Source organism: Pontimicrobium aquaticum, assembly GCF_005047595.1.
In the GTDB taxonomy this organism is placed as follows: Bacteria; Bacteroidota; Bacteroidia; order Flavobacteriales; family Flavobacteriaceae; genus Pontimicrobium; species Pontimicrobium aquaticum.
This window is the reverse complement of the sequence record NZ_SUPL01000005.1, coordinates 249,227-274,057: the sequence shown is the minus strand read 5'-3', so window position 1 is coordinate 274,057 and position 24,831 is coordinate 249,227. Positions and strand designations below refer to the sequence as shown.

General features: G+C 31.5%; 18 protein-coding genes, 1 tRNA gene and 1 pseudogene. 12 read left to right on the top strand and 8 right to left on the bottom strand.

Annotation, left to right across the window (positions count from 1 at the left end; all coding sequences use genetic code 11):
* The first annotated feature begins 1 nt into the window (after position 1).
* A complete protein-coding gene (gene lepA / locus E5167_RS10945) occupies positions 2-1,798 on the top strand; it encodes a translation elongation factor 4 (RefSeq protein WP_136843989.1) in 1,797 nt (598 codons plus the stop codon).
* A gap of 150 nt (positions 1,799-1,948) precedes the next feature.
* On the top strand, positions 1,949-4,411 hold the full coding sequence (locus E5167_RS10940; protein WP_136843987.1) for a T9SS type A sorting domain-containing protein: 2,463 nt from the start codon (positions 1,949-1,951) through the stop codon (positions 4,409-4,411).
* A 39-nt stretch (positions 4,412-4,450) separates the two neighbouring features.
* Here E5167_RS10940 and E5167_RS10935 read toward each other — a convergent pair whose 3' ends face one another.
* Positions 4,451-6,295, bottom strand: a complete 1,845-nt coding sequence (locus tag E5167_RS10935; protein ID WP_136843985.1) for a cation:proton antiporter — start codon at positions 6,293-6,295, stop codon at positions 4,451-4,453.
* A gap of 155 nt (positions 6,296-6,450) precedes the next feature.
* On the opposite strand from E5167_RS10935, the gene E5167_RS10930 reads away from it, so the two are divergent.
* The 3 genes and pseudogenes from E5167_RS10930 (at position 6,451) to E5167_RS10920 (ending at position 10,847) form a co-directional block, all read left to right on the top strand.
* A complete protein-coding gene (locus tag E5167_RS10930) occupies positions 6,451-7,305 on the top strand; it encodes an MBL fold metallo-hydrolase (RefSeq protein WP_136843982.1) in 855 nt (284 codons plus the stop codon).
* Positions 7,306-8,913: pseudogene (locus tag E5167_RS10925) on the top strand (S8 family peptidase).
* A gap of 14 nt (positions 8,914-8,927) precedes the next feature.
* A complete protein-coding gene (locus E5167_RS10920) occupies positions 8,928-10,847 on the top strand; it encodes a M1 family metallopeptidase (protein WP_136843980.1) in 1,920 nt (639 codons plus the stop codon).
* A 43-nt stretch (positions 10,848-10,890) separates the two neighbouring features.
* Here the strand turns inward: E5167_RS10920 and E5167_RS10915 are convergent, their stop codons facing one another.
* Positions 10,891-12,093, bottom strand: a complete 1,203-nt coding sequence (locus tag E5167_RS10915) for a succinylglutamate desuccinylase/aspartoacylase family protein (RefSeq protein ID WP_136843978.1) — start codon at positions 12,091-12,093, stop codon at positions 10,891-10,893.
* Between the two features lie 8 nt (positions 12,094-12,101).
* Positions 12,102-13,952: a CBS domain-containing protein gene (locus E5167_RS10910; RefSeq protein WP_136843976.1), complete on the bottom strand. Its 1,851-nt coding sequence runs from the start codon at positions 13,950-13,952 to the stop codon at positions 12,102-12,104.
* Between the two features lie 112 nt (positions 13,953-14,064).
* Between E5167_RS10910 and rnpA the strand changes: the two genes are divergently transcribed.
* Genes rnpA through E5167_RS10895 form a run of 3 tightly spaced genes read left to right on the top strand, consistent with a single transcriptional unit; the run spans position 14,065 to position 16,958 of the window.
* Positions 14,065-14,442 (top strand): ribonuclease P protein component, encoded by a 378-nt coding sequence (rnpA, locus tag E5167_RS10905; protein WP_136843975.1) that lies wholly within the window; start codon positions 14,065-14,067, stop codon positions 14,440-14,442.
* Between the two features lie 4 nt (positions 14,443-14,446).
* Entirely contained in the window at positions 14,447-16,081 is a 1,635-nt protein-coding gene (locus E5167_RS10900; RefSeq protein WP_136843973.1) for a S41 family peptidase, read from the top strand.
* Between the two features lie 34 nt (positions 16,082-16,115).
* On the top strand, positions 16,116-16,958 hold the full coding sequence (locus E5167_RS10895) for an OmpA family protein (RefSeq protein ID WP_136843971.1): 843 nt from the start codon (positions 16,116-16,118) through the stop codon (positions 16,956-16,958).
* Here E5167_RS10895 and E5167_RS10890 read toward each other — a convergent pair whose 3' ends face one another.
* The 3 genes from E5167_RS10890 to rpiB form a co-directional block, all read right to left on the bottom strand.
* Positions 16,959-17,405, bottom strand: coding sequence for a GNAT family N-acetyltransferase (locus E5167_RS10890; RefSeq protein ID WP_136843969.1), 447 nt, complete (start codon positions 17,403-17,405; stop codon positions 16,959-16,961).
* A gap of 73 nt (positions 17,406-17,478) precedes the next feature.
* Positions 17,479-18,396 (bottom strand): cation diffusion facilitator family transporter, encoded by a 918-nt coding sequence (locus E5167_RS10885; protein ID WP_136843967.1) that lies wholly within the window; start codon positions 18,394-18,396, stop codon positions 17,479-17,481.
* A gap of 23 nt (positions 18,397-18,419) precedes the next feature.
* Positions 18,420-18,857 (bottom strand): ribose 5-phosphate isomerase B, encoded by a 438-nt coding sequence (rpiB, locus tag E5167_RS10880; protein WP_136843965.1) that lies wholly within the window; start codon positions 18,855-18,857, stop codon positions 18,420-18,422.
* Between the two features lie 1,071 nt (positions 18,858-19,928).
* Between rpiB and E5167_RS15420 the strand changes: the two genes are divergently transcribed.
* The 4 genes from E5167_RS15420 to E5167_RS10860 all read left to right on the top strand — a co-directional run bounded on the left by E5167_RS15420 (position 19,929) and on the right by E5167_RS10860 (position 24,136).
* Entirely contained in the window at positions 19,929-20,252 is a 324-nt protein-coding gene (locus E5167_RS15420) for a T9SS type A sorting domain-containing protein (RefSeq protein ID WP_169301417.1), read from the top strand.
* A gap of 201 nt (positions 20,253-20,453) precedes the next feature.
* On the top strand, positions 20,454-22,646 hold the full coding sequence (gene rnr / locus E5167_RS10870) for a ribonuclease R (RefSeq protein WP_136843961.1): 2,193 nt from the start codon (positions 20,454-20,456) through the stop codon (positions 22,644-22,646).
* Between the two features lie 67 nt (positions 22,647-22,713).
* Positions 22,714-23,388 carry a head GIN domain-containing protein gene (locus E5167_RS10865; RefSeq protein ID WP_136843958.1) on the top strand — a complete coding sequence of 225 codons (675 nt, stop codon included), beginning with the start codon at positions 22,714-22,716 and terminating at the stop codon, positions 23,386-23,388.
* A 79-nt stretch (positions 23,389-23,467) separates the two neighbouring features.
* A complete protein-coding gene (locus E5167_RS10860; protein ID WP_136843956.1) occupies positions 23,468-24,136 on the top strand; it encodes a LysE family translocator in 669 nt (222 codons plus the stop codon).
* A 152-nt stretch (positions 24,137-24,288) separates the two neighbouring features.
* On the opposite strand, the gene E5167_RS10855 is transcribed toward E5167_RS10860, so the two are convergent.
* Positions 24,289-24,359, bottom strand: a tRNA-Cys gene (locus E5167_RS10855).
* Positions 24,360-24,409: 50 nt separating this feature from the next.
* Positions 24,410-24,772 (bottom strand): dihydroneopterin aldolase, encoded by a 363-nt coding sequence (folB, locus tag E5167_RS10850; RefSeq protein WP_136843955.1) that lies wholly within the window; start codon positions 24,770-24,772, stop codon positions 24,410-24,412.
* Positions 24,773-24,831: the final 59 nt, after the last annotated feature.

Sequence of the window (24,831 nt, the reverse complement as noted above, 5' to 3'; positions counted from 1 at the left end):
CATGAAAAAGATTAGAAATTTCTGCATTATCGCTCACATTGATCACGGAAAAAGCACTTTAGCCGATCGTTTATTGGACTATACAGGTTCGGTAACAGATCGTGAAAAACAAGATCAACTTTTAGACAGTATGGATCTTGAAAGAGAACGTGGTATTACCATAAAATCCCACGCCATACAAATGGATTACATTTATAATGGTGAGCCTTATGTGTTGAACCTTATAGATACACCTGGTCACGTAGATTTCTCGTATGAAGTTTCAAGGTCTATCGCTGCTTGCGAAGGTGCGTTGCTTATTGTAGATGCTGCCCAAAGCATACAAGCTCAAACCATTTCTAACCTATACCTTGCTCTAGAAAACGATTTAGAAATTATTCCTGTACTTAATAAAGTAGATTTACCTAGTGCAAACCCTGAAGAGGTTACTGACGATATTGTTGATTTATTAGGTTGTAAACCTGAAGAAGTAATCCATGCTAGCGGAAAAACAGGGTTTGGTGTGGATAAAATATTGGAAGCAGTTATTGAGCGTATTCCTGCTCCAAGTGGAGATCCAGACAGCCCATTACGTGCTTTGGTTTTTGATTCTGTATATAACTCTTTTAGGGGTGTAGAGACGTATTTTAGAGTTATTGATGGTACTATTAAAAAGGGGCAAAATATTAAGTTTGTCGCTACAGGAAAATCTTATTTTGCAGATGAAGTAGGTACTTTAAAGCTAAAGCAACATCCAAAAAATGAAATAAAAACTGGTGATGTTGGTTACTTAATTACTGGTATTAAAGATGCCAGAGAAGTAAAAGTTGGTGATACAATTACAGATTTTAAAAACCCAACTACTTCGGTAATTGACGGATTTGAAGATGTAAAACCAATGGTTTTTGCAGGAATTTACCCAGTAGATACTGAAGATTACGAAGAGCTTCGTACCTCAATGGAAAAATTGCAGTTAAATGATGCTTCTTTAGTATTTTCTCCTGAAAGTTCTGCAGCTCTAGGTTTTGGGTTTCGATGTGGTTTCTTAGGAATGCTACATATGGAAATTATTCAAGAGCGTTTAGAGCGCGAATTTAACATGACTGTTATTACAACGGTTCCAAACGTATCCTATCATGCATTTACCAAAAAATATCCTGACCAAATTATTATAGTAAACAATCCTTCCGATCTTCCTGATCCTTCAGGATTAGATCGTGTTGAAGAACCATATATTAAGGCTACTATTATTACCAAAGCAGATTTTGTAGGTAACGTGATGTCGCTTTGTATTGAAAAACGTGGGCAAATTACCAATCAAACCTATTTAACTACTGAGCGTGTTGAGCTATCGTTTGATATGCCTTTAGCTGAAATTGTATTTGATTTTTACGATCGTTTAAAAACAGTATCAAAAGGGTATGCCTCGTTTGATTATCATCCAATAGGAATGCGTGTATCAAAACTTGTTCGTGTTGATATTCTATTAAATGCACAACCTGTTGATGCGCTTTCGGCTTTAATTCATGCTGATAATGCTCAGCATATTGGAAAGAAAATGTGTGAGAAGTTAAAAGAACTCATTCCTCGCCAACAGTTCGATATTCCTATTCAGGCAGCAATTGGAGCTAAAATAATTTCAAGAGAAACTGTTAAAGCACTTCGTAAGGATGTAACAGCAAAATGTTATGGTGGTGATATTTCACGTAAACGTAAGCTTTTAGAAAAGCAGAAAAAAGGTAAAAAACGTATGCGTCAAGTAGGTAATGTAGAAATACCTCAACAAGCGTTTATGGCTGTTTTAAAGCTTAATGACTAGAAAGGATTTAAAAAAACATCTTTAAATGAGTTTTTAGTCCTTAGTTTAGGTGTTTAAAAGAGTTGATTTGCTCAACTCTTAAAAATAATCTATCTTTCTTTTCTCTTGAATCTCACATAGCTTAGCATAGTTGCTTATTAATATTAAGCTATGAAAACAAAATTACTCTCTTTAATTGTTTTATTTTTTACTCTTTTATCAAATGCACAAACAGACGGCTGGTTTTTATACAATAAACCAGGCACAGTCTCAGCTATAATTCCAGACGATTCTAACGCCAATATACTGCATGTTGCTACAGATATGGGTTATATACAATATAACACATCAACAGATATGGTAACTGATTTTTTAAATCTTACCAGTCAAAATCCCGTCATTGCAAATGTAAATGGTATAGATGTTAACCCTACAAATAATGATATTGCTTTAGCTTTAGATGGTGGTTTCGCTATTTATGATGGCACAACAGTAACAGTTTATAATTATGATAATTCTGCTTTAACGGTCGGCTCTGTAGGTGGTTCGCAGTTTACTAAATTAAAAGTTCGGTATGGCAGACAGGGACAACTTTATATTTTTAAACCTGACGTTACTGGCTACCAAATCTTTAATGCTGGTGTTTTTGATACCGAAGTTGCTACTGCTATTAGGCCTCAGGATATTATAGAAAATCAAGCAGGAACCAAAGTATACTTTGCTGGTTGGAACGATGGTTTACATGAACTTACAAAAGCAACCAATAGCTGGGTTAATTACACATCATCAAATTCAGATCTTATTTATAATGTTTTACACTCTTTATATGTTGATTCTTCAGACATACTTTATATTGGTGGGTTTCAAGGGTTAAACACCATGAGTAATTCTGGCACTTGGAATACGTATCAACAGTTAGAACCTGTAGATGGCGTATTTTATTATCCTGTATATTCAATATCTCGACATAGTACAACAGGCGATTTGCTAATAAACACCTCTAAACCAAATAATACTTACTTTGGGCTTACTCTTTTAGAGTTAAGCACAAATACATGGACTAATTATCGAAATGATGGTACTAATTGTCTAGACGAAAATGTATTTAACGCTGCCACTTTTGGAAGAGATAATAATATATATGCGGCTAAAAACTCCTTCCTTTTTAATGGTGAGATTTTTAAATTTATCTCTGGCACAGATACTTGTACACAACTCGATATAAATTATTTAAATGCACCCACTGTAACTACATCAAATTTTATTAGTGGGATTGCAACAAGGACAAAAGCTTTAGATATTTTTGATATTGGATTTACTAGAGGGGAAAATCTGCACATGCTAGAAATTAATCAAGACACATTTAGTGGTGTTTTTACGGCGGCGACTACCATAACGCCATCTCCTGGTAATGCTGCTTATAGCGTGCTTGATGATAATGACTTTTTTATTGTTGAAACAAATAATGGCTGGACGTTTGTTGATGGTGACAATAATATTTCAGAATTTGCCCATAACCTACCTAGTTATACTGGAATTTTAACACAGAAAGCAGCTGCATATGATTCTGATAATGGCATTGTTAATTTAATACATAAAGGTTTTGATGCGTCATGGAATTACCGTGTCTATAAAACCCGATGCAATACCGCCACAGGAACCTGTACAGTACCTATAGAAATTTTTACCGCGAATAGAGATTTATCTACGAATGTGCTTTTTGATTGTACTACTCTTGATGGTGTTGTTACTTGTTATGGTGCTAAACCTAACCCGACTGGAGGAAGCTCATCAAGGGGAGGTAGTACTTGGTTAGAGTCCGATAATTGGGATGCAACAAACCCCAGTTTGGATAGGTCTGGTGATTTTGATGATATACTCCCAACTTCTGATTTCTCTAAAGACCCTGTTTTAATTCAAGACACAAACAATATTCCCCCTCGAATTGGGTTTGTACCTATAATAGGTGATACTCCACACGCTCGAAATAATAGTGGAGATGGATCTTACACTCCTTTTCCTTTAGATATAGATAACAACGGCGTAGAGGATTTAATAAAAAGCGTTTCGCCTCAAGAATTCATACCTGGATTGGTTAATAGTGTTGCTGTTGTAGAGAAACAAGAGACTGGGGAGAGTGGAACCTTTTTTCAGTTTGGTTTAATAGCTCCTTTATCTGGCAGCTTTAGCTTATCCTCGGGTTTTGCTATTGATCTTTCTTTTCATGATGCGCCAAATGTTGATATTTTTGAAGTAAGAGCTGCTACAATGGCCAGGTTTCGCAGTGGTTTAAGGGTTTCTCAAGAAGATCCTGTTAAAACAACGATTGTTCTATTAACAAATTATGGGATAATAATAAATCCTGGTGTAGAAATTTCTAGTAATTTACTTAATACAAATGATATTATATTAAAAGAAAAAAACCTATTGCTTTACCCTAACCCAGCGAATAACATGGTGTCTTTTTCCAACAAATCAATCTCAAATTATGAAATTTTTGATATTAATGGAAGAAGTATTATTAAAAGTCAAGGAAATTCATTTTCGGTTAAAACTCTCGCTAAAGGGATTTATATTGTTAAAACACAAACAACTGATAAGGTTGTTCTTTCTAAAAAACTAATTGTGAATTAATATCTTAGACAATAAGTTTTTAAAACCTATTATGGAAAGCTAATTGGCTTCAATTATATTAACATCAAAAGATCTTCCTAGATAAACGAGTTTACTGCCTTTTTTAATGGTGCTGGTTTCTTTATTAAAAGATGAAATAATATGAAGTTCGCCTGAACTATCTTTTACAAATAGCGGAATAATATCTTTATTTTTGTTTGTAATTTCAATAAGCTCTAGGTAATGGTCTTTATCCTTAATTCCTATTTCTTGAATGGATGGGAATTTTTGGGTCACCTCGTTTAGCGATATATAATCATCTGTTTGACTAAACAAACCTTCTTTTGGATTGTTTTTGTCGTCAAGCATTTCTTCTTTAGTAACAAGCCTAAAAGACCCATTTTCACCAAATTGTTTGCCAAACTTATTTATGGCATACTTATTAATATCGGAGTTTCCAGTTAAAGCCATTAAATAACCAACATCGTTTAACTCAATATTATCGGTTAATGTTTCTGAGTAAATATTCGTATCAAACGCTTCTAGTCCTATTTCTTTTGCTTTTTTAATGTTGCTTTGGTTGCTATCTATTAGTACTACATGTCGCCCATTTTCTTCTAAATAATGTCCTAATAACCTCGACATTTTTGATGCTCCTATGATAAGAATTCCTTCAGATTTTGTTAGAAACACACCCACTAATTTAGCAAATAAACGTGCAGTAGTAGCGTTTAACAGCACAGTTCCCAACACTATCATGAACACTAAAGGTGTTATATATTCAGCACCTTGAACACCTTCTTTTATAAGTTTACTGCCAAATAACGAAGCAATTCCAGCAGCTACAATACCTCGTGGACCAACCCAACTAATAAAGAGTTTCTCTTTAAACTTTAAATTTGAATTGATGGTGCTTAAAAATACTGCCAAAGGCCTGACTAAAAACACGACTGATGCAAATAAAATAGCTGTTTTCCAGTTATACAAAAGCATCATGTCTTCTATATTTATATTAGCAGCCAATAAAATAAAAAGTATTGAAATTAACAGCACGCTAAGCGATTCTTTAAAATATAGAAGTTCTTTTATGTTTTCTAGTTTTCCGTTTCCAAGTACCATTCCCATAACAACAACCGCTAATAGACCAGATTCGTGTGCAAAAATTTCAGATTCTACAAAAACTAGCAAAACTGTTGAAAGCGACACTACATTAAGTAAATAATGAGGTATTAACTTTTTGTTTATTGCAAATGCTAACGCATGTGCAAATGTGAATCCGAATGTTGTTCCAAAAAGGATAATTTTTCCAAACTCCATTAATGCAGTTTTAGTAAAACCACTATCGCCTCCTACACTTATAAACTCAAATACTAATACGGCCACTAAGGCACCTATGGGGTCAATAAGAATACCTTCCCACTTCAAAACGGCTGATACATCTTTTTTAAGAGGTATGTTTCTTAAAATTGGTGTAATAACCGTTGGACCAGTAACAATAATTAATCCTGAAAATAAAAACGAAATTTCCCAGCTTAAATCGAAAATGAAATGTGCTAAAATCCCTGCAGAAAAAAACGTGATGGCTGAACCAAGCGTAATAAGTTTTGTAATTACAGGGCCAACATTTTTTATTTCAGATCGCTTTAAAGTCAATCCACCTTCAAAAAGAATAATACTTATGGCCAGCGATACAAAGTAGTATAAGCCTTCACCTGGAAACAGTCCTTTTTCTCCGTTCCAAATAGGTTCGATCCATTTAGAACCATCTTCACTTAAATACTCTGCAGCAATTGGACCAACTAACAATCCAATTAATATTAATGGTAGAATTGCCGGAATTTTAAAACGCCATGCAACCCATTGAGCTAAAATTCCTAAAATAATAATTCCTGCTAATTCTAACATTCTATAAGTTTTGAGGTAAAATTAATAATTATAGTTAATATGTTTGTTTTCGTTAAAATGGTTTCTAAAATAGTCTTTTTTAATAATCTATTCCAAAGAAAACTATTTACATTGTGTTTAGCGTTTTTAAATAGCTTTTATTATTTTGCAAGACTATGAAATTATATCCTATAAACGCTGGAAATTTTAAACTAGATGGAGGTGCCATGTTTGGTGTGGTGCCAAAATCTTTGTGGCAAAGAACAAATCCTGCCGACAGTAATAACATGATTGATATTGCGGCACGTTGTTTGTTGATTGAAGACGGTAATCGATTAATTTTAATTGATACTGGAATGGGAAACAAACAAAGTGATAAATTCTTTGGGTATTATTATTTGTGGGGAAATGATAATATTGATAAATCTTTAAAAAAGTATGGTTTCCATCGAGATGATATTACCGATGTGTTTATGACCCATTTGCATTTTGATCACTGTGGCGGAAGCATACAATGGAATAAAGACAGAACAGGTTATGAACCTGCTTTTAAAAATGCCTATTTTTGGAGTAATGACAATCATTGGCAGTGGGCAACAAAACCCAATAAACGGGAAAAAGCCTCCTTTTTAAAAGAAAACATTATTCCAATGGAAGAAAGTGGTCAACTAAAGTTTGTTGGACTTCCAGAAGAAAAAATTCTAAAAAACTCTGAGTTGGGATTTGATATTTTCTTTGCTGATGGGCATACTGAAAAACAAATGATTCCACTTATTAAATACAAAGATAAAACCATTGCTTTTATGGCAGATTTGTTGCCAACAGTAGGCCACTTACCCTTGCCATTTGTAATGGGTTACGATACTAGGCCACTTTTAACACTCGATGAAAAAGAACTGTTTTTAAATATGGCAGCCGATAATAATTTTTACTTGTTTTTAGAGCATGATGCACATCATGAAATAATAACTGTTAAGCATACCGAAAAAGGAGTGCGTTTAAATAAAAAACTTGCTTTAAAGGATTTATAAATGAATAAAAAACTTAACCTATTTGCTTTAGGCGTTATAACAATGTCTTTGTTTTTTAGCTGTGGTTCTGCAGCTATTTTATCAACTCCTATTGAAAACATTGACAATACACCTCTAAAACATACTGAGTTAACCGATGAAGAATCTAAAACATGGCTTCATTTAGATTTAGTAAAAGACACTATTCCCGGAATGAGTGTTAACAAAGCCTATAACGAAGTAATTAAAAACAAAAAAGGACAAACAGTGATTGTTGCTGTAATTGATACTGGAATAGACACAAAACATGAAGATCTTGATGATGTAATCTGGGTAAATAAAAAAGAAATTCCAAACAACAATAAAGACGATGATAATAATGGCTTTGTAGATGATATACATGGATGGAATTTTTTAGGTGATACTTATGATGAACAATTTGAATATGTTCGCATACTAGCAAGTGGCAACAAGAGTCATCCCAGATATGCTGAAGCCCAAACAGAATACAATAAGGAATATCAAAAATATAGTGGTTTAAAAGCTCAATACGATCAAATAATTCAACAAATAGTGGCTTCAGATAAAGCTGTTGCTAAGCATTTAAAAAAAGAAAAATACACGAAAGAAGATGTTTTTGCTATTAAAACAAACGACCAAGCACTGCTAAGGGATGTTTCTGTAATAAAACAAACTTATGGATTTGGTGTTGGTAGTATTAAAGAAACTATCGAGGCTATTAATAATGATCTTTCTCAAATTAACGAACGGCTAACAGTTAATTTAAACAAAAGCTTAAAAGGAAGAAAAACTGGAGATAATCCTAACGATTTTTCCCAGACAACTTACGGAAACAATAATGTAAACCCTCATAAAGAGAATGAGTTTCATGGTACACATGTAGCAGGAGTTATAGCCGCAGAACGCAACAACGGAAAAGGAATGAATGGCGTTGCTAATAATGTAAAAATTATGGCTTTACGAGTCGTGCCAAATGGCGATGAATACGATAAAGATCTGGCCTTAGCAATAAGATACGCTGTTGATAATGGTGCAAAAATCATTAACGGTAGTTTTGGTAAGTACTATTCATTACATAGTGGTAAGGTTTAAGAAGCATTGGTATATGCTTCAAAAAACGATGTGCTTTTTGTTAGTTCGGCTGGAAATGAGGGTTTAGATATCGATATAAAACCAAGTTTTCCAAATGATCAAAAAAATGGGTTAGAAATTATTGATACTTACCTATCAGTTGGTGCAATAAACTCTAAATATGGTTCTAACTTAGTGGCATCATATTCAAACTATGGAAAGATAAATGTAGATGTATTTGCTCCTGGATCTCAAATATACTCTCCTAAACCAAATAATAAATACGATTTTATTGATGGTACGTCGTTTGCTGCACCAGCAGTTTCAGGTGTTGCTGCTTTAATACGTTCGTACTATCCAAAGCTTAATGCAGCACAGGTAAAACAAGTAATTATGAGTTCTGGTTTACAGCTCAAAACAAAGGTTACTGTCCCAGGTGTTCAAAATTCCGTTAAATCATTTGGAGAACTGTCAAAATCTTCTAAACTTGTAAACGCTTATAACGCCTTAATCATGGCTAGTAAATTATCAAATTAATATTACACACTTTTATGAAAACTTTATCCTCAAGAATTCTTTTAATCGCTGTCTTTTTAGTTAGCATTAAAGCAACCTCACAAAATAATCCTAATCCAGGTTATTGGCAACAACATGTTGATTATAGCATGGAAATTGATATGGACGTTGAAACCTATCAATATCAAGGAAAACAAAAATTGGTTTACACCAACAATTCACCAGATGTTTTAGATCGTGTATTTTACCACTTATACCTAAATGCTTTTCAACCAGGAAGCAATATGGATATGCGTTTGCAAAATATTGCTGATCCTGACGGACGAATGGTAACAAACATTGGCACTAAAGAAAACCCTATTTATGAAAGTAGAATTAGCAAACTAAAACCTAATGAAATAGGTTATATTAAAGTAGCCTCATTAACTCAAAATGGCAAACCTCTTAAATATGATGTAGTTGATACTGTTTTAGAAGTAGAATTAGCAACACCTATTAAACCAGGTGAGAAAGCGACTTTTGAAATGGTTTTTAGTGCACAAATACCTTTACAAATTAGAAGAAATGGTAGAAACAGTAGAGAAGGGGTTGCCTTATCAATGGCGCAATGGTATCCTAAATTAGCTGAATACGACTTTCAAGGTTGGCATGCCGATTCGTATATAGCAAGAGAGTTTCATGGTGTTTGGGGAGATTTTGATGTAAAAATAAGTATAGATAGAAATTACACAATAGCTGGTACAGGTTACTTACAAAATCCAGAGGAAATTGGGCATGGTTATGATGCAAATAAAACAAAAGGACCTAAAGGTTCTGGTGAAAAATTAACTTGGCATTTTAAAGCGCCTATGGTACACGATTTTACTTGGGCTGCAGATCCAGAATATAACCACGATACACTACAAGTACCTGATGGTCCAATGCTACATTTTGTTTGGAAAGATAACCCTGAAACTAATGAAAACTGGAAAAAGCTTCAGCCTATAACAGCAAGATTAATGCAATTTTTTAGTGAAAATGTTGGTAAGTATCCTTATAAACAATACTCTGTTATTCAGGGTGGAGATGGTGGTATGGAGTATGCTATGTGTACTTTAATTACTGGCGGAAGAAGCTTAAATGGGTTAATTGGTGTAACATCACACGAAATGGCGCATACATGGTTTCAATTTTTACTAGCCACAAACGAAGGTAAACATGAGTGGATGGACGAAGGATTTGGAAGCTATATTAGTGCTTTAGCAATGAGTGAAATATCTGGACGAACAAGTGCAAACCCTCATCTTGGGGCTTACAAGGGATATATTAGATTGGCAAATTCGGGTTTTGAGCAACCTCTTACTACACATTCCGACCGTTACGACCTTAACCGTGCTTATGGTACATCTGCTTACAGCAAAGGTGCTGTTTTTATGGCTCAATTAGGCTATGTCATTGGAGAAGATAATTTAAAAGCTACCATCAAAAAGTATTTTGATGACTATGCATTTTCGCATCCAACACCAAATGATATTATTCGCACTGCTGAAAAAGTTTCAGGATTAGAATTAGATTGGTATTTAATGGATTTTGGACAAACAACCAATACTATTGATTATGGTGTAACATCGGTTGAAGCAACCGATAAAGGATCAACTATTACGCTAGACAGAAAAGGCTTAATGCCAATGCCTATTGACTTAACTATTGAATATACTGATGGCACTTCTGAAAACTATTACATTCCATTAGAGATGATGCGTGGTGAAAAACCAACACCAGAATCTACAACTGTTTTACCAGATTGGTCTTGGGCTAATAAAAGTTTTAGTTTTGGAATTAAAGCAGATAAAAGTAAAATTAAGTCGGTAACTATCGACCCAATTAAAAAAATGGCAGATGTTGACGATTCAAACAATTCTTTGGTTTTATCTGAAGATGGAGAATTAAAACAACAAACAAAAATTAAAGGCTAAAAATCTTTAAAAGATAGTTTGATATTATAAAAGGGTGTTTTGTTTAAGACACCCTTTTATACCATTTAAGGTTTTTATACATATTCTTTTTAGAGGTTCTCTCTCTGTTAAAAAGTAACATGTATGTGTTGTTTTTTTGCTTATTTCTATAACCAAATAAATGGAATATTTGTTTTGCCAGATATTTGGTTACCTTTAAATTTACTTTTAAAACCCCTTGTTCCTTATCCATCCATGTTATACCAGGAAGAAGCGTTATAAGGGTATCCATTTTTAATTTTCTAATAATTTCTGAAAGCCTTAAGAAGAAAGGATGAATTTTTTTTATAATAAAGAAGCCCTCATTACCTTTTGTTTGATAAAGTGGCATAAAAATTTTAGCCGTGTATGGTGATGTAATACTTACATTTTGCTCGGTTGCTAGATGCTCACCTTTTTTTACACTCTGAAAGCTTTTAAAATTTGGCTTCATTTTAAAGTCTTCTGTTTTTTTAAGTCTATGAAGGTAAACTACTTCAAAAATTTCTTTGTTTTTATGGGATGCTTTTACCAAGGTATCGTAATGTTGTTCGAAGTCATTCACTTTATTTTGTTCTAAAACACCTGCATACACTAAACTAAGGTAAATAAAAGCAATATTATTTGTTACCGCACTTAATTCGTCGTGTTGCCCAGATTCAAACCCTAAAGAAACGTACCCTAATTGATTAATATAACTCAATAATGGACCATCTAAATATTCTTCTATACCTAAAACAATTGGCACAGGAAATAAACTTGAAAACTTACGGTTAATAAGTGCGTCATTTATTGTAATAAAAGGTAATGTCTTACTAGAAGTTGTGTGTAAGTCTATAAAGTAAAAAGGCCCTTTTTCATTATTAAGAATTTCTTTTAAAATAGAATATAGTTCCTGTTGTTCTTTTTCTTCGGTACTAAGTGATTTTTTTTCTTCAAGCTTACTTATGTTTTCATTTAACCAAACCCTATTTAGATCTTGATCTATAAATCGCATATTGCTTTTTAGGGCATTCAAGTTTCCTGAAATACCATAAATAGTGCCTTTTACATGTTTAGGATTAATGCACTCTAAAACCTGCTTAAGTGCAAATACTCCAGCGGTTTCATTACCATGAATACCACCAAAATAGACCATTGTAGCGCCTTTTTCTTTGCCTTTAATTTTCCTAATTAAACGATTAACTTTTATAGTAGTTTTTAATGCTTTATTATAAATTTCCACCATTTATGTTTTTAAATATCATTAGAGGTTACAATTCCTATTAATCTATTTTCTTTAACAACAGGAAGACAATTAATATTGTGCTTTTTCATTAGTGTTTTGGCTTCGGTAGTACTTGAAAATTGATCAATAGATATAATGTTTTTTTGCATTAAATATTTAACTGTGTTTTCGATATTATGTGGATTGTTATTGTAGTATTCAATATCTGTCCAAGATAGTAGTCCAACCAATTGTTTTTCATCATTAATCACAGGCATATGATGGAACTTTTTCCATTGCATAATATTAATTACCAAATCTAAGCTATCGTTTTCATCTACCGAAAAAATATCGGTACTCATTACATGTTTGACCAGCGTATTAAAAGGTAATTTGTTGATTGTGTTTTCTTTAATTACATTCCATGTAGAAATAGGATATCCCTTTTGTTGCTTACTATAAATACTTGATGTTAAAATTTGAATGGCTTCAAAACGTTTTTTTGTTTTTAATAAATTTCTATAGCTTTTTACCATCCATTGTGAACCGTTGTTTGTAGTAAGTCTATTTTTAATAATCTTTAAATAATACTCAGCGTCTTTAGGTGAAACGTTCATTTTATAAAGCCCTTTATAAGCCATTGGAATAAGCTCATCTAAAATTAATTGATGACTTGGAATTATTTTACCATCCCAATGAAACTGTGTATTCATACCATACCTTGCAGCATTAAAGAAGTTACTTTTTACCTCTTTAAAGTTCATTTTTTCATGAATATTATCATACTTTTTAGGTTTTCCCATCATCACTCCTACCCAAAACACCATATTGGCTATTTCATCTAGTATTGTTGGTCCAGACGGAATATATCTATTCTCAATTCGCAAATGTGGTTTTTCGTCTCCAACACCATAACAAGGTCTATTCCAGCGGTAAACAGTTCCATTGTGTAGTGAAAGTGCTTTAAGTTTTGGAATATCTCCATTTTCTATCATTTCAAGACTATCCTTTTCAAATTCAGTGGTTACCAAACTTCTAAATCTTGATACATTATCTCTAAAAATATCGGCAACACTTCCTGTGGACCAATCATTACCAAAACTTACCCTTGATTGCTTTTCGTTTAATAAAAACGAATTAGCTCTAGTATCTACACTTTGAGTAAATAATGCAATTCTTGTTTCGCTCCAAAGTTCTTTTGTAAATAAAAGCGGAGAATTTGTACAAACACTTAGTATTGGTCCAGAAATAGCTTGAGCCCAGTTATAGCTATCTATAAAGTTGTCTGGATTAATTTGTAAATGCATTTGAAAACTTGTATTACAACCTTCTAGCATGACTGTATCATGAAGTAAATTAACCTCATCTACACCTTTAATGTGAATGTTAAAATCTTGTTTCCTAGACTCTTTAATAGCTTCATTTAACACAAAATACCTTTGTATTGGTGTCATGTTTTCTATACCAATATGCTTAAGCATAAGCGTGGGCAATATTCCTGTTAGTAAAATTTTAGTATGCTTTTTATTAGCTATTTCATCTACTTTTCCTAGAAGCTTGGTAAGTTGATTGTGAAGTTGCGAAAAACAATTATCTTTTAATTCAATAGGGTCAAGGTTAATTTCTAAATTATAGTTGCCAATTTCTGTCGTAAAATGCTCATCATCTATAATGTCCAATAACTCTACTGCATTACCGTTTGGCATAAACTCATTATCGATTAAACAAAATTCTTGCTCTGCTCCTATTCTAATTGGAGTTTTTTCAACCAAATTATTGGTTATCATATAATCGAGTGCCTCAATATCTTTAAGCAAATGGAAGATATAATTAGCTTTATCTTCTTTATTTGTGAGCTTAGTTACCTTTAATTCTCCCATAATAATAGTTTAAAGTTTTAGCTCTGTTAAATTACTATTAGTTAGTATTTTAAAACATGATTTTTATCATACCACAAAAGAGTGTTGTATCTTGCCGCCTTTAATGGTGGCTATGGATTCAACTTATTCTAAAAAAGAAAGATTAAAAAGTAAAAAGCTTATAGAGCAAATGTTTAAAGAAGGGTGTTCTGTTTCAGTATATCCTTTACGATTAGTGTATTTAAAAACAACTTTTACAGATAATGTTATAATAAAAGCTGGAGTATCAGTTAGTAAGCGCCATTTTAAAAATGCTGTTGACAGAAATAAGATTAAACGATTGTTAAGAGAGTCTTATAGGTTAAATAAACCCTTATATTTTAACAACTTTTCAACACATTGTGCGTTTATGATTTTGTACATTGGAAATGAAAAACCAACATTTAAACAAATAGACATAAAAATGAAATTGTTACTAGACAAATTTCATAAAGATATCTGTAAGAAATAAGGTTATGAAAAACTTACTCAAAAAGAAAATACTAGTACCAGTTATTGCTCTAAGTGTACTTTTAACAGGAACCGCTTTTAAAAGCAATTTTTTTGAAATTGCTAAGCAAATTGAAATATTTACCACCATGTTTAAGGAGGTAAATATGAATTATGTTGATGAAACTAATCCAGCTGATTTAATGGATACTGCCATTAAAAGCATGCTTAAAGAGCTTGATCCATATACGGTTTTTTATAATGAACAAGATGTTGAAGCCTCTCGTATTAACAATACAGGAGATTATACAGGCATTGGTGCTAGTGTAAAAACATTAAAAGATAAATTGGTAATTGTAGAGCCATACAAAGACTATCCTGCTGATAAAGCTGGTTTAAAAGCTGGTGATGAAATTATAAAAGTAGAAGATATTACGGTTGCTAGTTTTAAGGAAAACGCTGGTGATTTATTACGTGGTGCACCAGGATCTAAAGTTAATGTTACTTTTTTACGTCAAGGAAAAACTAATACTGCAACTATAACACGTCAAGAAGTTGAAGTTGGCGCTGTGCCTTATTACAGCATGGTAAACGACAATACAGGTTATATTGCTTTGTCAAAATTTACAAGAACAGCTTCAAGAGAAACAGCCAATGCCTTAAAAGAACTTAAAACTGATGGAGCTAAATCTATCATATTAGATTTAAGAGGAAACCCTGGTGGATTACTTCTAGAGGCAGTAAATATTGTTAATTTATTTGTTGATAAAGGTCAACTGGTAGTAACCACAAAATCTAAAGTTGAAAAATATAATAAAACATATTACACTCAAAATCAACCTATTGATACTGAAATTCCATTAGTGGTTTTAATTGATGGAGGAAGTGCTTCTGCTAGTGAAATTGTTTCTGGTTCTTTACAGGATCTAGATAGAGCTGTGGTAGTTGGTGTGCGCAGTTTTGGCAAGGGCTTAGTGCAAAGACCTAAACCACTAACTTATGGAACACAAATAAAAGTAACTATTTCGAGGTATTATACACCTTCTGGTCGTTGTATTCAAGCATTAGATTACTGGAATAGAGATAGCGAAGGAAACGCTGTGCGTGTGAAACAAGAAAATTTTAATGAATTTAAAACCAAAAATGGTCGCTCTGTGTTTGATGGTGGCGGCATTCAACCAGATATTATTATTGAAGACGCTAAACCATCTACCATTACAAAAGCTATTGTTAATGGTGATTACATCTTTAATTTTGCTACAGATTATTACTATAAAAATACTGTTGATGATTTAATGTCGTTCAAAATATCAGATTCAGACTTTAAAAAATTTAAAGCATATTTAGAGGCTAGTAATTTTAATTTTAAAACAAAAACAGAAGATCAACTAATTGAATTAATGGATGTTGCTAAAAGTGAAAACATTGATAAAACCCTTCAAAACGATTATTTAAAGCTTATTTCGACCCTGAAAACTTACAAAAACAAAGCAATCGACGAAAATAAAAGCCAATTATCCTCTTTATTGGAAAATGAAATCATTAAGCGTTATTTTTATAGAGAAGGGCTTCATAAGTACTATATAACCCATAATAGTGAAGTTAAAAAAGCCGTTGAAGTACTAAGCGATGCTAATAAATATAGTAGTTATTTAAACTAGTAGTTATTATATTTGATTAGAGTTTTTTAGATTTATGAATACAAAAATTCTATACATATTATTCTTTTTAGGAAACTTTATGTTTGCTCAAACCGAGTTAAAGCACGAAGTGTATTTTGATACTGATAAATACGAAGTATCTGATATTGAAAATAATAGATTGCTTCTTTTTATTCAAGATATTCAAAACCAAGATATCGATAAAATAGCTATTTATGGTTTTTGTGATGATATTGGTAGCGACTCTTACAATCTTCAATTATCTCAACAACGCGCAAATGCCATAAAATCTATTTTTTCGGAACACGAAATAGACAATACTTTAATTAGTAATGTAGATGGAAAAGGAGAGGTGCTTTTAAAAACTATAAATACTGTTGATGCAGATGTAATTAGAGGCTTAAATAGAAAGGTTGAAATAATAGCTTATGCATATATTCCACCTCGTCCAGAAGTAATTAAAGAAGAAGAAACCATGGAAAGTGCTTTAAAAGGCGACTTGAAAGTAGGTGATAAAGTGGTTTTAGATAACATTTTATTTAAAACAGGATATAGCGAAATATTACCTGAATCTATGGAAACGCTTGAAAAAATTGCGACACTCTTAAAAGAGCGTAATGAGATTTATTTTACAATTCAAGGTCATGTATGTTGTACAAAAAACACCTTAGATGCTGTAGATAGAAAGACTAAAAAACGAAACTTATCTGAGGCTAGAGCACGTTATATATACTATTATTTGTCTAGAAAAGGAGTGAGTAAAAAACGTATGCGCTACGAAGGTATGAGACGTAAGCAACCATTAGGAGGTGATCCAAAATATGACCGTCGTGTAGAAATTTTGGTAACCAGAATTATTAACGAAGACGATAAATAGTTATCTCTCCTTAATCATTGCAATATGAGGTATGCCATCTTCGAGGTACTCCTCTCCTACTTCTTTAAATCCTAAATTATTGTAGAATTTTTTTAAATACGTTTGAGCGGATAGTTTTATAATGGTTTCATTAAAATAATTTTTTATAGCTTTTATTGAGGCTTCCATGATATTATATCCATATTGATGTTGGCGTTCTTCTTTACTTACCACTACCCTACCAATACTAGCTTCTTTAAAATAATCTCCTGGCTTAAAAACACGTGTATAAGCAACTATCTTGTTATCTTTTTTCCCAATAATATGAAGTGCTTTTTCATCTTTTCCATCTAAATCTTGATACACACAATCTTGCTCAACCACAAATATTTCACTACGTAATTGAAGTAAATCATACAATTCTTTTGTGGTGAGTTCTTGAAAGGTTTTGGTTTCTATCTTTAACATATATTTTTGTAACACTTTGCGTAGTCGAAATGCTTTTTAAATATTTATCAGATTCCTGCCTACGCAGGAATTTTTAATCTTGAACAATAATATCTTTATCATCACACTTACCAAATTCTGGTTGGATATTTACATGATTTATTTCAAATTTATGAAATAGAATTTCTTCTATTTTATGAAGTATATCATCAAATTCTGAAAGCTGTATGTTATTCTCAAAATCTATATGTGCTTCAAAATGTATTTCTTCTTCATTTAATTGCCACACATGAATGTGATGTGTGTGTTTAATACCTTCTAAATTATTTATTTCTGTTACAATTTTATCAATAGGAATATCTTCTGGTGTAAACAACATCAACACCTTAGTTGATGATTTTAATAAATCGTAACCCATCCAAATTAAATATATAGCAATTAAAAAAGTTAATACACTATCTACCCAAAACACATTGTAAAACTTCATTAGTAAACCACCTATCAGCACTGCAACACTGGCCATCATATCAGTGAGTAAGTGTAAATAAGCACTTTTTAGATTCATATTTGCTTCAGAATCTTTTTTTAGTAAAAGCACACTAAAACCATTACCTAGAATTGCAATTCCTGACAACCAAATAACCAAACCTGACTCTATTTCTTGTGGATCTTGAAAGCGTTTAATAGCCTCAATAATTAATAAAACCGCTACAATAATTAAGGTTGATGCATTAATAAACGCTGCTAAAATTTCGGCACGTTTATAACCAAATGTTTTTTGTAATGATGCCTTTTTTTTAGCAAGTTTATTAGCAACATAACTTACCACTAGCGAAATAACATCACTAAAATTATGAAGCGCATCACTTAATAGTGCTAAACTACCAGAAATAACACCTCCAACTACTTGAGCTGCTGTAATTAGAATGTTTAAAAAAATAGAAATTAATAAGTTTCTACCTTGTAAATTTCCGTTATTGTGAGAATGTTTATGAGAATGCGAGTGACCCATTTTTTACCAATTTTAGAATGGTATTAACATGATGTTGCAGGAATTTTATTCACGCGGTTTTGGTGTCTTCCTCCTTCAAACTTTGTGTTTAAAAACGTGTCAACCATTTGTAGTGCTTGAGGTATTGCAGTGTATCTTGCTGGAATACACAATACATTAGCATTGTTATGTTGTCTGGTTAATTCAACAATTTCTTTAGTCCAACATAAGCCAGCTCTAATATCTTGATATTTATTAGCTGTCATTGCTACACCATTAGCACTACCACAAATTAGAATTCCAAAATCAGCCAATTTATTAACTACATCGTTAGCAACAGGATGTACAAAATCTGGGTAATCTACACTATCACTACTATCTGTTCCATGATTAGTTACCTCTATACCTTTAGATTCTAATAACTTAACTATAGCAAATTTATAGTCTGTTCCAGCGTGATCATTTCCAATAGATATTTTCATTAGTTATTTTTTATATGATATTTATTAAGACAGTTATTGTTTAAAAAAGATGCGTTTTAAAAAGTATATCTTCTTGGTTATAAAATTACAAAATATAAATAGTAAGTGTTTTAAAGATGTTAGTTACTTTTTAATTAATTGTTAATATCTCATCATTACTTCTAATAACTATAATTTTATTTATTGGAATATTTTTCTACTTAATATTCTATCATCAAAAACCAAATTTAGTTGTTGTTAATAGTTGTACTTTTATTAACCAACAAAATAGCTTTACAAACATAAAAAGAGGAAAAATTTATGAGTTATCATCTGTTTATAACTATAATTAAAGATTGTTAATTAAACAGTTTATACTATTTAAAATTAATGCATTATAGTATAGATAAGTTGTTAATTAGTATTAAATAAATAGATGATAACGTAACATCAAAACAAAATGTAAAAAAGTTATACTAGTAATTAACAAGCAATAATAATAATCATTTTTATTTTAAATTTTAAAAAAGAAATAGTTATTATAATATTAAATGTGGATAACCTTTTTTTAAAGAAAATAGTTTTAATAATTTTAGTATATTTCCTACAAATTTTAAATTATTAAAAATAAAAAAACAATTACTTATTATTTTTCTTTCTATTCCTTTAATAACATTAGGGCAAACACAAATAGGTTCAGATATAGATGGAGAAACTGCAGGTGATTTTTCAGGATATAGTGTAAGTTTATCTTCAGATGGAAGTATTGTTGCTATAAGTGCAGATGGAAATGATGGAAACGGAACAGATTCTGGTCATGTAAGAGTTTACGAGAATATAGGAGGAGTTTGGACACAGATAGGGAGTGATATAGATGGGGAAGCGCCAGGTGATACATCAGGAGATAGTATAAGCTTATCTTCAGATGGAAGTATTATTGCTATAGGAGCTCCAGATAATATCCCTTCTGGTCAAGCACGTATTTATAAAAACATAGGAGGAGTTTGGACACAGATAGGGAGTGATATTGATGGAGAAGCGCTAGGAGATGGTTTTGGAGAGCTTATATCTCTTTCTTCTAATAGAAGTGTTGTGGCGATAAGTGCATTATTTAATAATGAAAACGGAACTGAATCAGGTCACGTAAGAGTTTATGATTTAAGTGCTTTATTATCTTTAGATGATTATGTATTATCTAAGTTTAGTTTAGAACCTAATCCTGCAAAAACTCATTTTAATATTCATTTAAAAGATAATATAGAATTAATAAAAGCTAATATTTATAATAATTTAGGTCAGTTAGTTAAAGAAGATAACAAAGAAAATATTAAAGTATCATCATTTTCAAAAGGAATTTATTTTGTAGAAATTATAACAAATAAAGGAAAAGCATCAAAAAAAATAATTATCGAATAATTATATTTATTACGCCATTAAAAAATATAAAGACTTGTATTAATTTGCAAGTCTTTTTTATTTATTTAACCTTAACTAAACACTATTAAATTTTAATGTATTAGCTTTGCACTAAACTTAATACACCTTCTTCACTTTAAATTAAGTTTAAAAATTAATAGATTCCTTAACTTCAAGGAATAGAATATGATAACAAAATAAATGACAAGAAAGAAAAGTAAAAAAAAAATAAAAAAAATACACAACCTTACAGATAGTATCCATACCATATTAAAAGTAGATAGAAATAAAACGTTTAATTACAAACAAATAGCTGCTAAACTTGGTGTTAATGATGCTAGTAGCAGAAACCAAATTATTAAAACTCTTCATCGTTTAAAAGCTAAACAAGAAATTGAAGAAGTAGATAGAGGTAAGTTTAAAGCTATTGTTACATCTGAATACCATACTGGAATTTTTGATGCCTCTGCTCGAGGTTCTGGTTATGTAATATGCGAAGACTTTGAAGATGATATCTTCATCGCTTCAAACAATGTAAATAAAGCACTTCATGGAGATGAAGTTGAGTTATATGTTTATAAACGAAGAAAAAAAGGAAAACTTGAAGGAGAAATAACGCAAATAATATCTAGACACAAAACAGAGTATGTTGGTGTTATTCAAAAGCATAAAAACTATGCATTTGTAATAGCAGATAGTAATAAAATGTATGTAGATATTTTTGTTCCTCTTAATAAAACTTTTAAAGCTGAAGATGGTGATAAAGTAATGGTTCAATTAGAAGATTGGCCAGCAAAAGCCGATTGTCCGATTGGAAAAGTGATTAAAGTACTTGGTAAACCTGGAGAACATAATACAGAAATACATTCTATTTTAGCTGAGTATGGGTTACCTTATGAATTTCCTCACGAAGTTGAAGAATATGCTAATAAAATAGATACTTCTATTCAACCTGATGAAATAAAAAAACGTCGCGATATGCGAGACGTTTTAACCTTTACTATTGATCCAAAAGATGCAAAAGATTTTGATGATGCCCTATCATTTCAAGTACTTAAAAATGGTAATTACGAAATAGGCATTCATATTGCTGATGTATCACATTATGTAAAAGAAGGCACTATTCTAGATGATGAAGCTTACGAACGCGCTACAAGTGTGTATTTAGTAGATAGAGTAGTACCTATGCTTCCTGAAGTTTTATCTAATAACGCATGCTCATTAAGACCTAACGAAGAAAAATATACATTTTCTGCAGTGTTTGAATTAAATGATAAAGCAGAAATAAAAAACCAATGGTTTGGTCGTACAGTTACCTATAGTGATGCTCGTTTTACTTATGAAGAAGCACAGAGTATTATAGAATCTAAAAGCAATGAGATACCTAAAGAAGTTTCGTTAACTGGTAAAGCGTATAAAACAAATCAAGCTATTGCAGATGCTACTTTAAAACTAGATGAACTAGCAAAAATCATGCGAAAAAAACGTATGGGAGCTGGTGCTATTTCGTTTGATAAAGTAGAGGTGAAGTTTAATTTAGATGAAACCAACAACCCAGTTGGGGTATTTTTTAAAACCAGTAAAGATGCTAACAAGCTTATTGAAGAATTCATGCTATTAGCTAATAAAAAAGTAGCTGAATTTATTGGTAAACAATCACCTAAAAAAACATTTATTTATCGTGTCCATGACGAACCAAATGATGAAAAACTTGCTGCTTTACAAAATATTGTTGGACGATTTGGTTATAAACTAAACTTTAAAGACCGGAAATCTACCACAGCTTCTTTAAATAATTTATTAAAAGAAGTGAATGGAAAAAAGGAACAAAACTTAGTTGATACACTTGCTATTAGAAGTATGAGTAAAGCCGAATACACCACACATAATATTGGTCATTATGGACTAGCGTTTGATTATTATAGTCACTTTACCTCACCAATTCGTCGTTATCCAGATGTAATGGCTCATAGATTATTACAACACTATTTAGATAAAGGAAAATCTGCAAGTGAAGAGGTGTATGAAGAAAAATGTCAGCATTCTTCTAATATGGAATACCTTGCCACTAAAGCAGAAAGAGATTCTATAAAATACATGCAAATAAAGTTCATGCAAGATCATCAAGACCAGGAGTTTATTGGTGTAATTTCAGGTGTCACAGATTGGGGAATTTATGTGGAGATTATTGAGAATAAGTGTGAAGGTATGGTAAGAATACGCGACATAAAAGATGATTACTATCAATTTGATCAGGATGAATATGCATTAATTGGTCAAGCCACAAAAAATATGTATCAATTAGGTGATGAAGTCATCGTTAAAGTAAAACAAGCCGATTTAGTAAAAAAACATCTCGATTTTAGTTTAATAGGAAAAAGAGAAGATGTTTAGTATAATAAATACCAATTGGTATAGTTATTGATTTAGAACCCTCAATAAAAATAAAACTTAAATTACAATGAAAAATATCTTAGCAACACTTAGTTTTTTAATCACATCAATCGTTTTTTCACAAAGTGAGATTACAAAATCCATTGGCGAATTCACCGAACTTAAAGTTTACGATTTAATAGAAGTAGAGTTAATAAAGTCAAATAAAAATGAAGCTGTTATTAGTGGAAGAAATAAAAATGACGTCGTTATCGTTAATAAAAACGGAAAGTTAAAAATTAGAATGAAACTTGAAGAAAGCTATGACGGAAACAATACTAATGTACAACTATACTACACTAATGTAGATATTATTGATGCAAACGAAGGTGCAAAAATAAGATCTAACGATAAAATTAAACAATATGAAATTGAGCTAAGAGCACAAGAAGGAGGCGAAATTAATGTAGATTTAAAAGTAACTACAGCTACTATTAAATCTGTTACAGGAGGTGTAATACAAACTTCAGGTAAATCTCAAAGTCAAGACATATCAATTAGTACAGGAGGAGTTTACAAAGGAAAAAATCTAAAAACAGAATCAACCGAAATAGCAATTAGAGCAGGAGGAGAGGCAGATGTTAATGCTACAGATGTATTAGATATTAAAATACGAGCTGGAGGTGATGTATTTGTGTATGGAGACCCTAAAAAAGTAAATAAAAGTAAAGCCTTAGGAGGAAGAATTAAGCATATGGATTAAAATCCTTTGGCATCTTTTATTATATTTGTTACAACTTCAAAATGCTGAATATTTATTCGGCATTTTTATTACATATTACATGATAGAAGACATTCAAGCAGCGATTCCTCTAGGTTTTTTCTTAGCCTTTATGATAGGTCCTGTATTTTTTGTCTTAATAGAAACGAGTGCTACAAAAGGATTTCGGGCAGCTGTAGTGTTTGATTTAGGAGTAATTGTGGCAGATGTGTTTTTTATCTGTTTAGCTTATTTTAGTAGCTTTCAATTATTAGAAAACCTAAGTAATCAACCTGGTTTATTTGTGTTTGGAGGCATGATAATAACGGTTTATGGTATTATTATTTTCCTTAAAAAACCTAAACGCTCTACTAATGAAGCTAGTGAATTAGTCTTTACAAAAACAAATTATCTAGGATTATTTATAAAAGGTTTCCTACTAAACTTTATAAACATTGGTGTTTTAGTATTTTGGTTAGGCGTTATTATTATTACTGGACCAAGTCTTGAAAACGATTTTAATAGATTTGTGGCATTTTTCGGAACGATGATATTAGCCTATTTTGTTACCGATATATTTAAAATATTACTAGCAAAACAACTTAAGAAAAAGCTAACACCAGAACGCATTTTAAAAGTAAAAAAACTACTAGGACTTATTTTAGTTATTTGCGGCTTAGTGCTTATTGTAAAAGGTTTTTTGCCCAAAGACCAGCTTAACCCTCAAAATTTAATAGAAGATATAGGGTAATAAAAACCTTCAAGGAAACTTGAAGGTTTTTGAGGCGTCTAGCATTCCAACATTAAATAATACGCTGTACAAGGTTTTGTATGTATTTAATTAATTTTTTATAAAAATTAGAACATAAAAAAAAGAGACACCTAAATGTCTCTTAATTATCGAGGCGTCTAGCGGATTCGAACCGCTGTACAAGGTTTTGCAGACCTCTGCCTAGCCACTCGGCCAAGACGCCTTATTTGGACAGCAAATGTAAAAAAAATAAAGTTTTCACACTATTAACACTTACTTTTTTCGTTTTTCGGTCATTTTAATCGTTACCATTTCAACATCACCACCAATTGGAGGGTTTATTTTAGACACCCAGACGGTTGCTTTTTGTACTAATGTATCTTCTTTAAAAATACGCATTAAAATACGCTTAGCTACAGTTTCTAATAAATGTGAAGGTTGTTTCATTTCCTCCCTAATAACGCGGTTTAAAAACACATAATCAATAGTGTCACTTAATTTATCAGTTTTAGCAGATGTTTGTAAATCTGCTTTAACCTTTAAATCTACTCGATAGTCACTACCTATTTTAGTTTCTTCTGTTAAACAACCATGATGGGCAAATACCCTAATATTTTCAACTTTAATAATTCCCAAAACAAAATATTTTCAGCAAATATATTACACTAATATTTAATAACTTTGTCTTTTATTTT

Excerpts from the sequence above, each read along its gene's own strand:
- lepA (WP_136843989.1), top strand. The coding sequence starts at position 2 with ATGAAAAAGATTAGAAATTTCTGCATTATCGCTCACATTGATCACGGA.
- E5167_RS10940 (WP_136843987.1), top strand. The coding sequence starts at position 1,949 with ATGAAAACAAAATTACTCTCTTTAATTGTTTTATTTTTTACTCTTTTA.
- E5167_RS10935 (WP_136843985.1), bottom strand. The coding sequence starts at position 6,295 with ATGTTAGAATTAGCAGGAATTATTATTTTAGGAATTTTAGCTCAATGG.
- E5167_RS10930 (WP_136843982.1), top strand. The coding sequence starts at position 6,451 with ATGAAATTATATCCTATAAACGCTGGAAATTTTAAACTAGATGGAGGT.
- E5167_RS10920 (WP_136843980.1), top strand. The coding sequence starts at position 8,928 with ATGAAAACTTTATCCTCAAGAATTCTTTTAATCGCTGTCTTTTTAGTT.
- E5167_RS10915 (WP_136843978.1), bottom strand. The coding sequence starts at position 12,093 with ATGGTGGAAATTTATAATAAAGCATTAAAAACTACTATAAAAGTTAAT.
- E5167_RS10910 (WP_136843976.1), bottom strand. The coding sequence starts at position 13,952 with ATGGGAGAATTAAAGGTAACTAAGCTCACAAATAAAGAAGATAAAGCT.
- rnpA (WP_136843975.1), top strand. The coding sequence starts at position 14,065 with ATGGATTCAACTTATTCTAAAAAAGAAAGATTAAAAAGTAAAAAGCTT.
- E5167_RS10900 (WP_136843973.1), top strand. The coding sequence starts at position 14,447 with ATGAAAAACTTACTCAAAAAGAAAATACTAGTACCAGTTATTGCTCTA.
- E5167_RS10895 (WP_136843971.1), top strand. The coding sequence starts at position 16,116 with ATGAATACAAAAATTCTATACATATTATTCTTTTTAGGAAACTTTATG.
- E5167_RS10890 (WP_136843969.1), bottom strand. The coding sequence starts at position 17,405 with ATGTTAAAGATAGAAACCAAAACCTTTCAAGAACTCACCACAAAAGAA.
- E5167_RS10885 (WP_136843967.1), bottom strand. The coding sequence starts at position 18,396 with ATGGGTCACTCGCATTCTCATAAACATTCTCACAATAACGGAAATTTA.
- rpiB (WP_136843965.1), bottom strand. The coding sequence starts at position 18,857 with ATGAAAATATCTATTGGAAATGATCACGCTGGAACAGACTATAAATTT.
- rnr (WP_136843961.1), top strand. The coding sequence starts at position 20,454 with ATGACAAGAAAGAAAAGTAAAAAAAAAATAAAAAAAATACACAACCTT.
- E5167_RS10865 (WP_136843958.1), top strand. The coding sequence starts at position 22,714 with ATGAAAAATATCTTAGCAACACTTAGTTTTTTAATCACATCAATCGTT.
- E5167_RS10860 (WP_136843956.1), top strand. The coding sequence starts at position 23,468 with ATGATAGAAGACATTCAAGCAGCGATTCCTCTAGGTTTTTTCTTAGCC.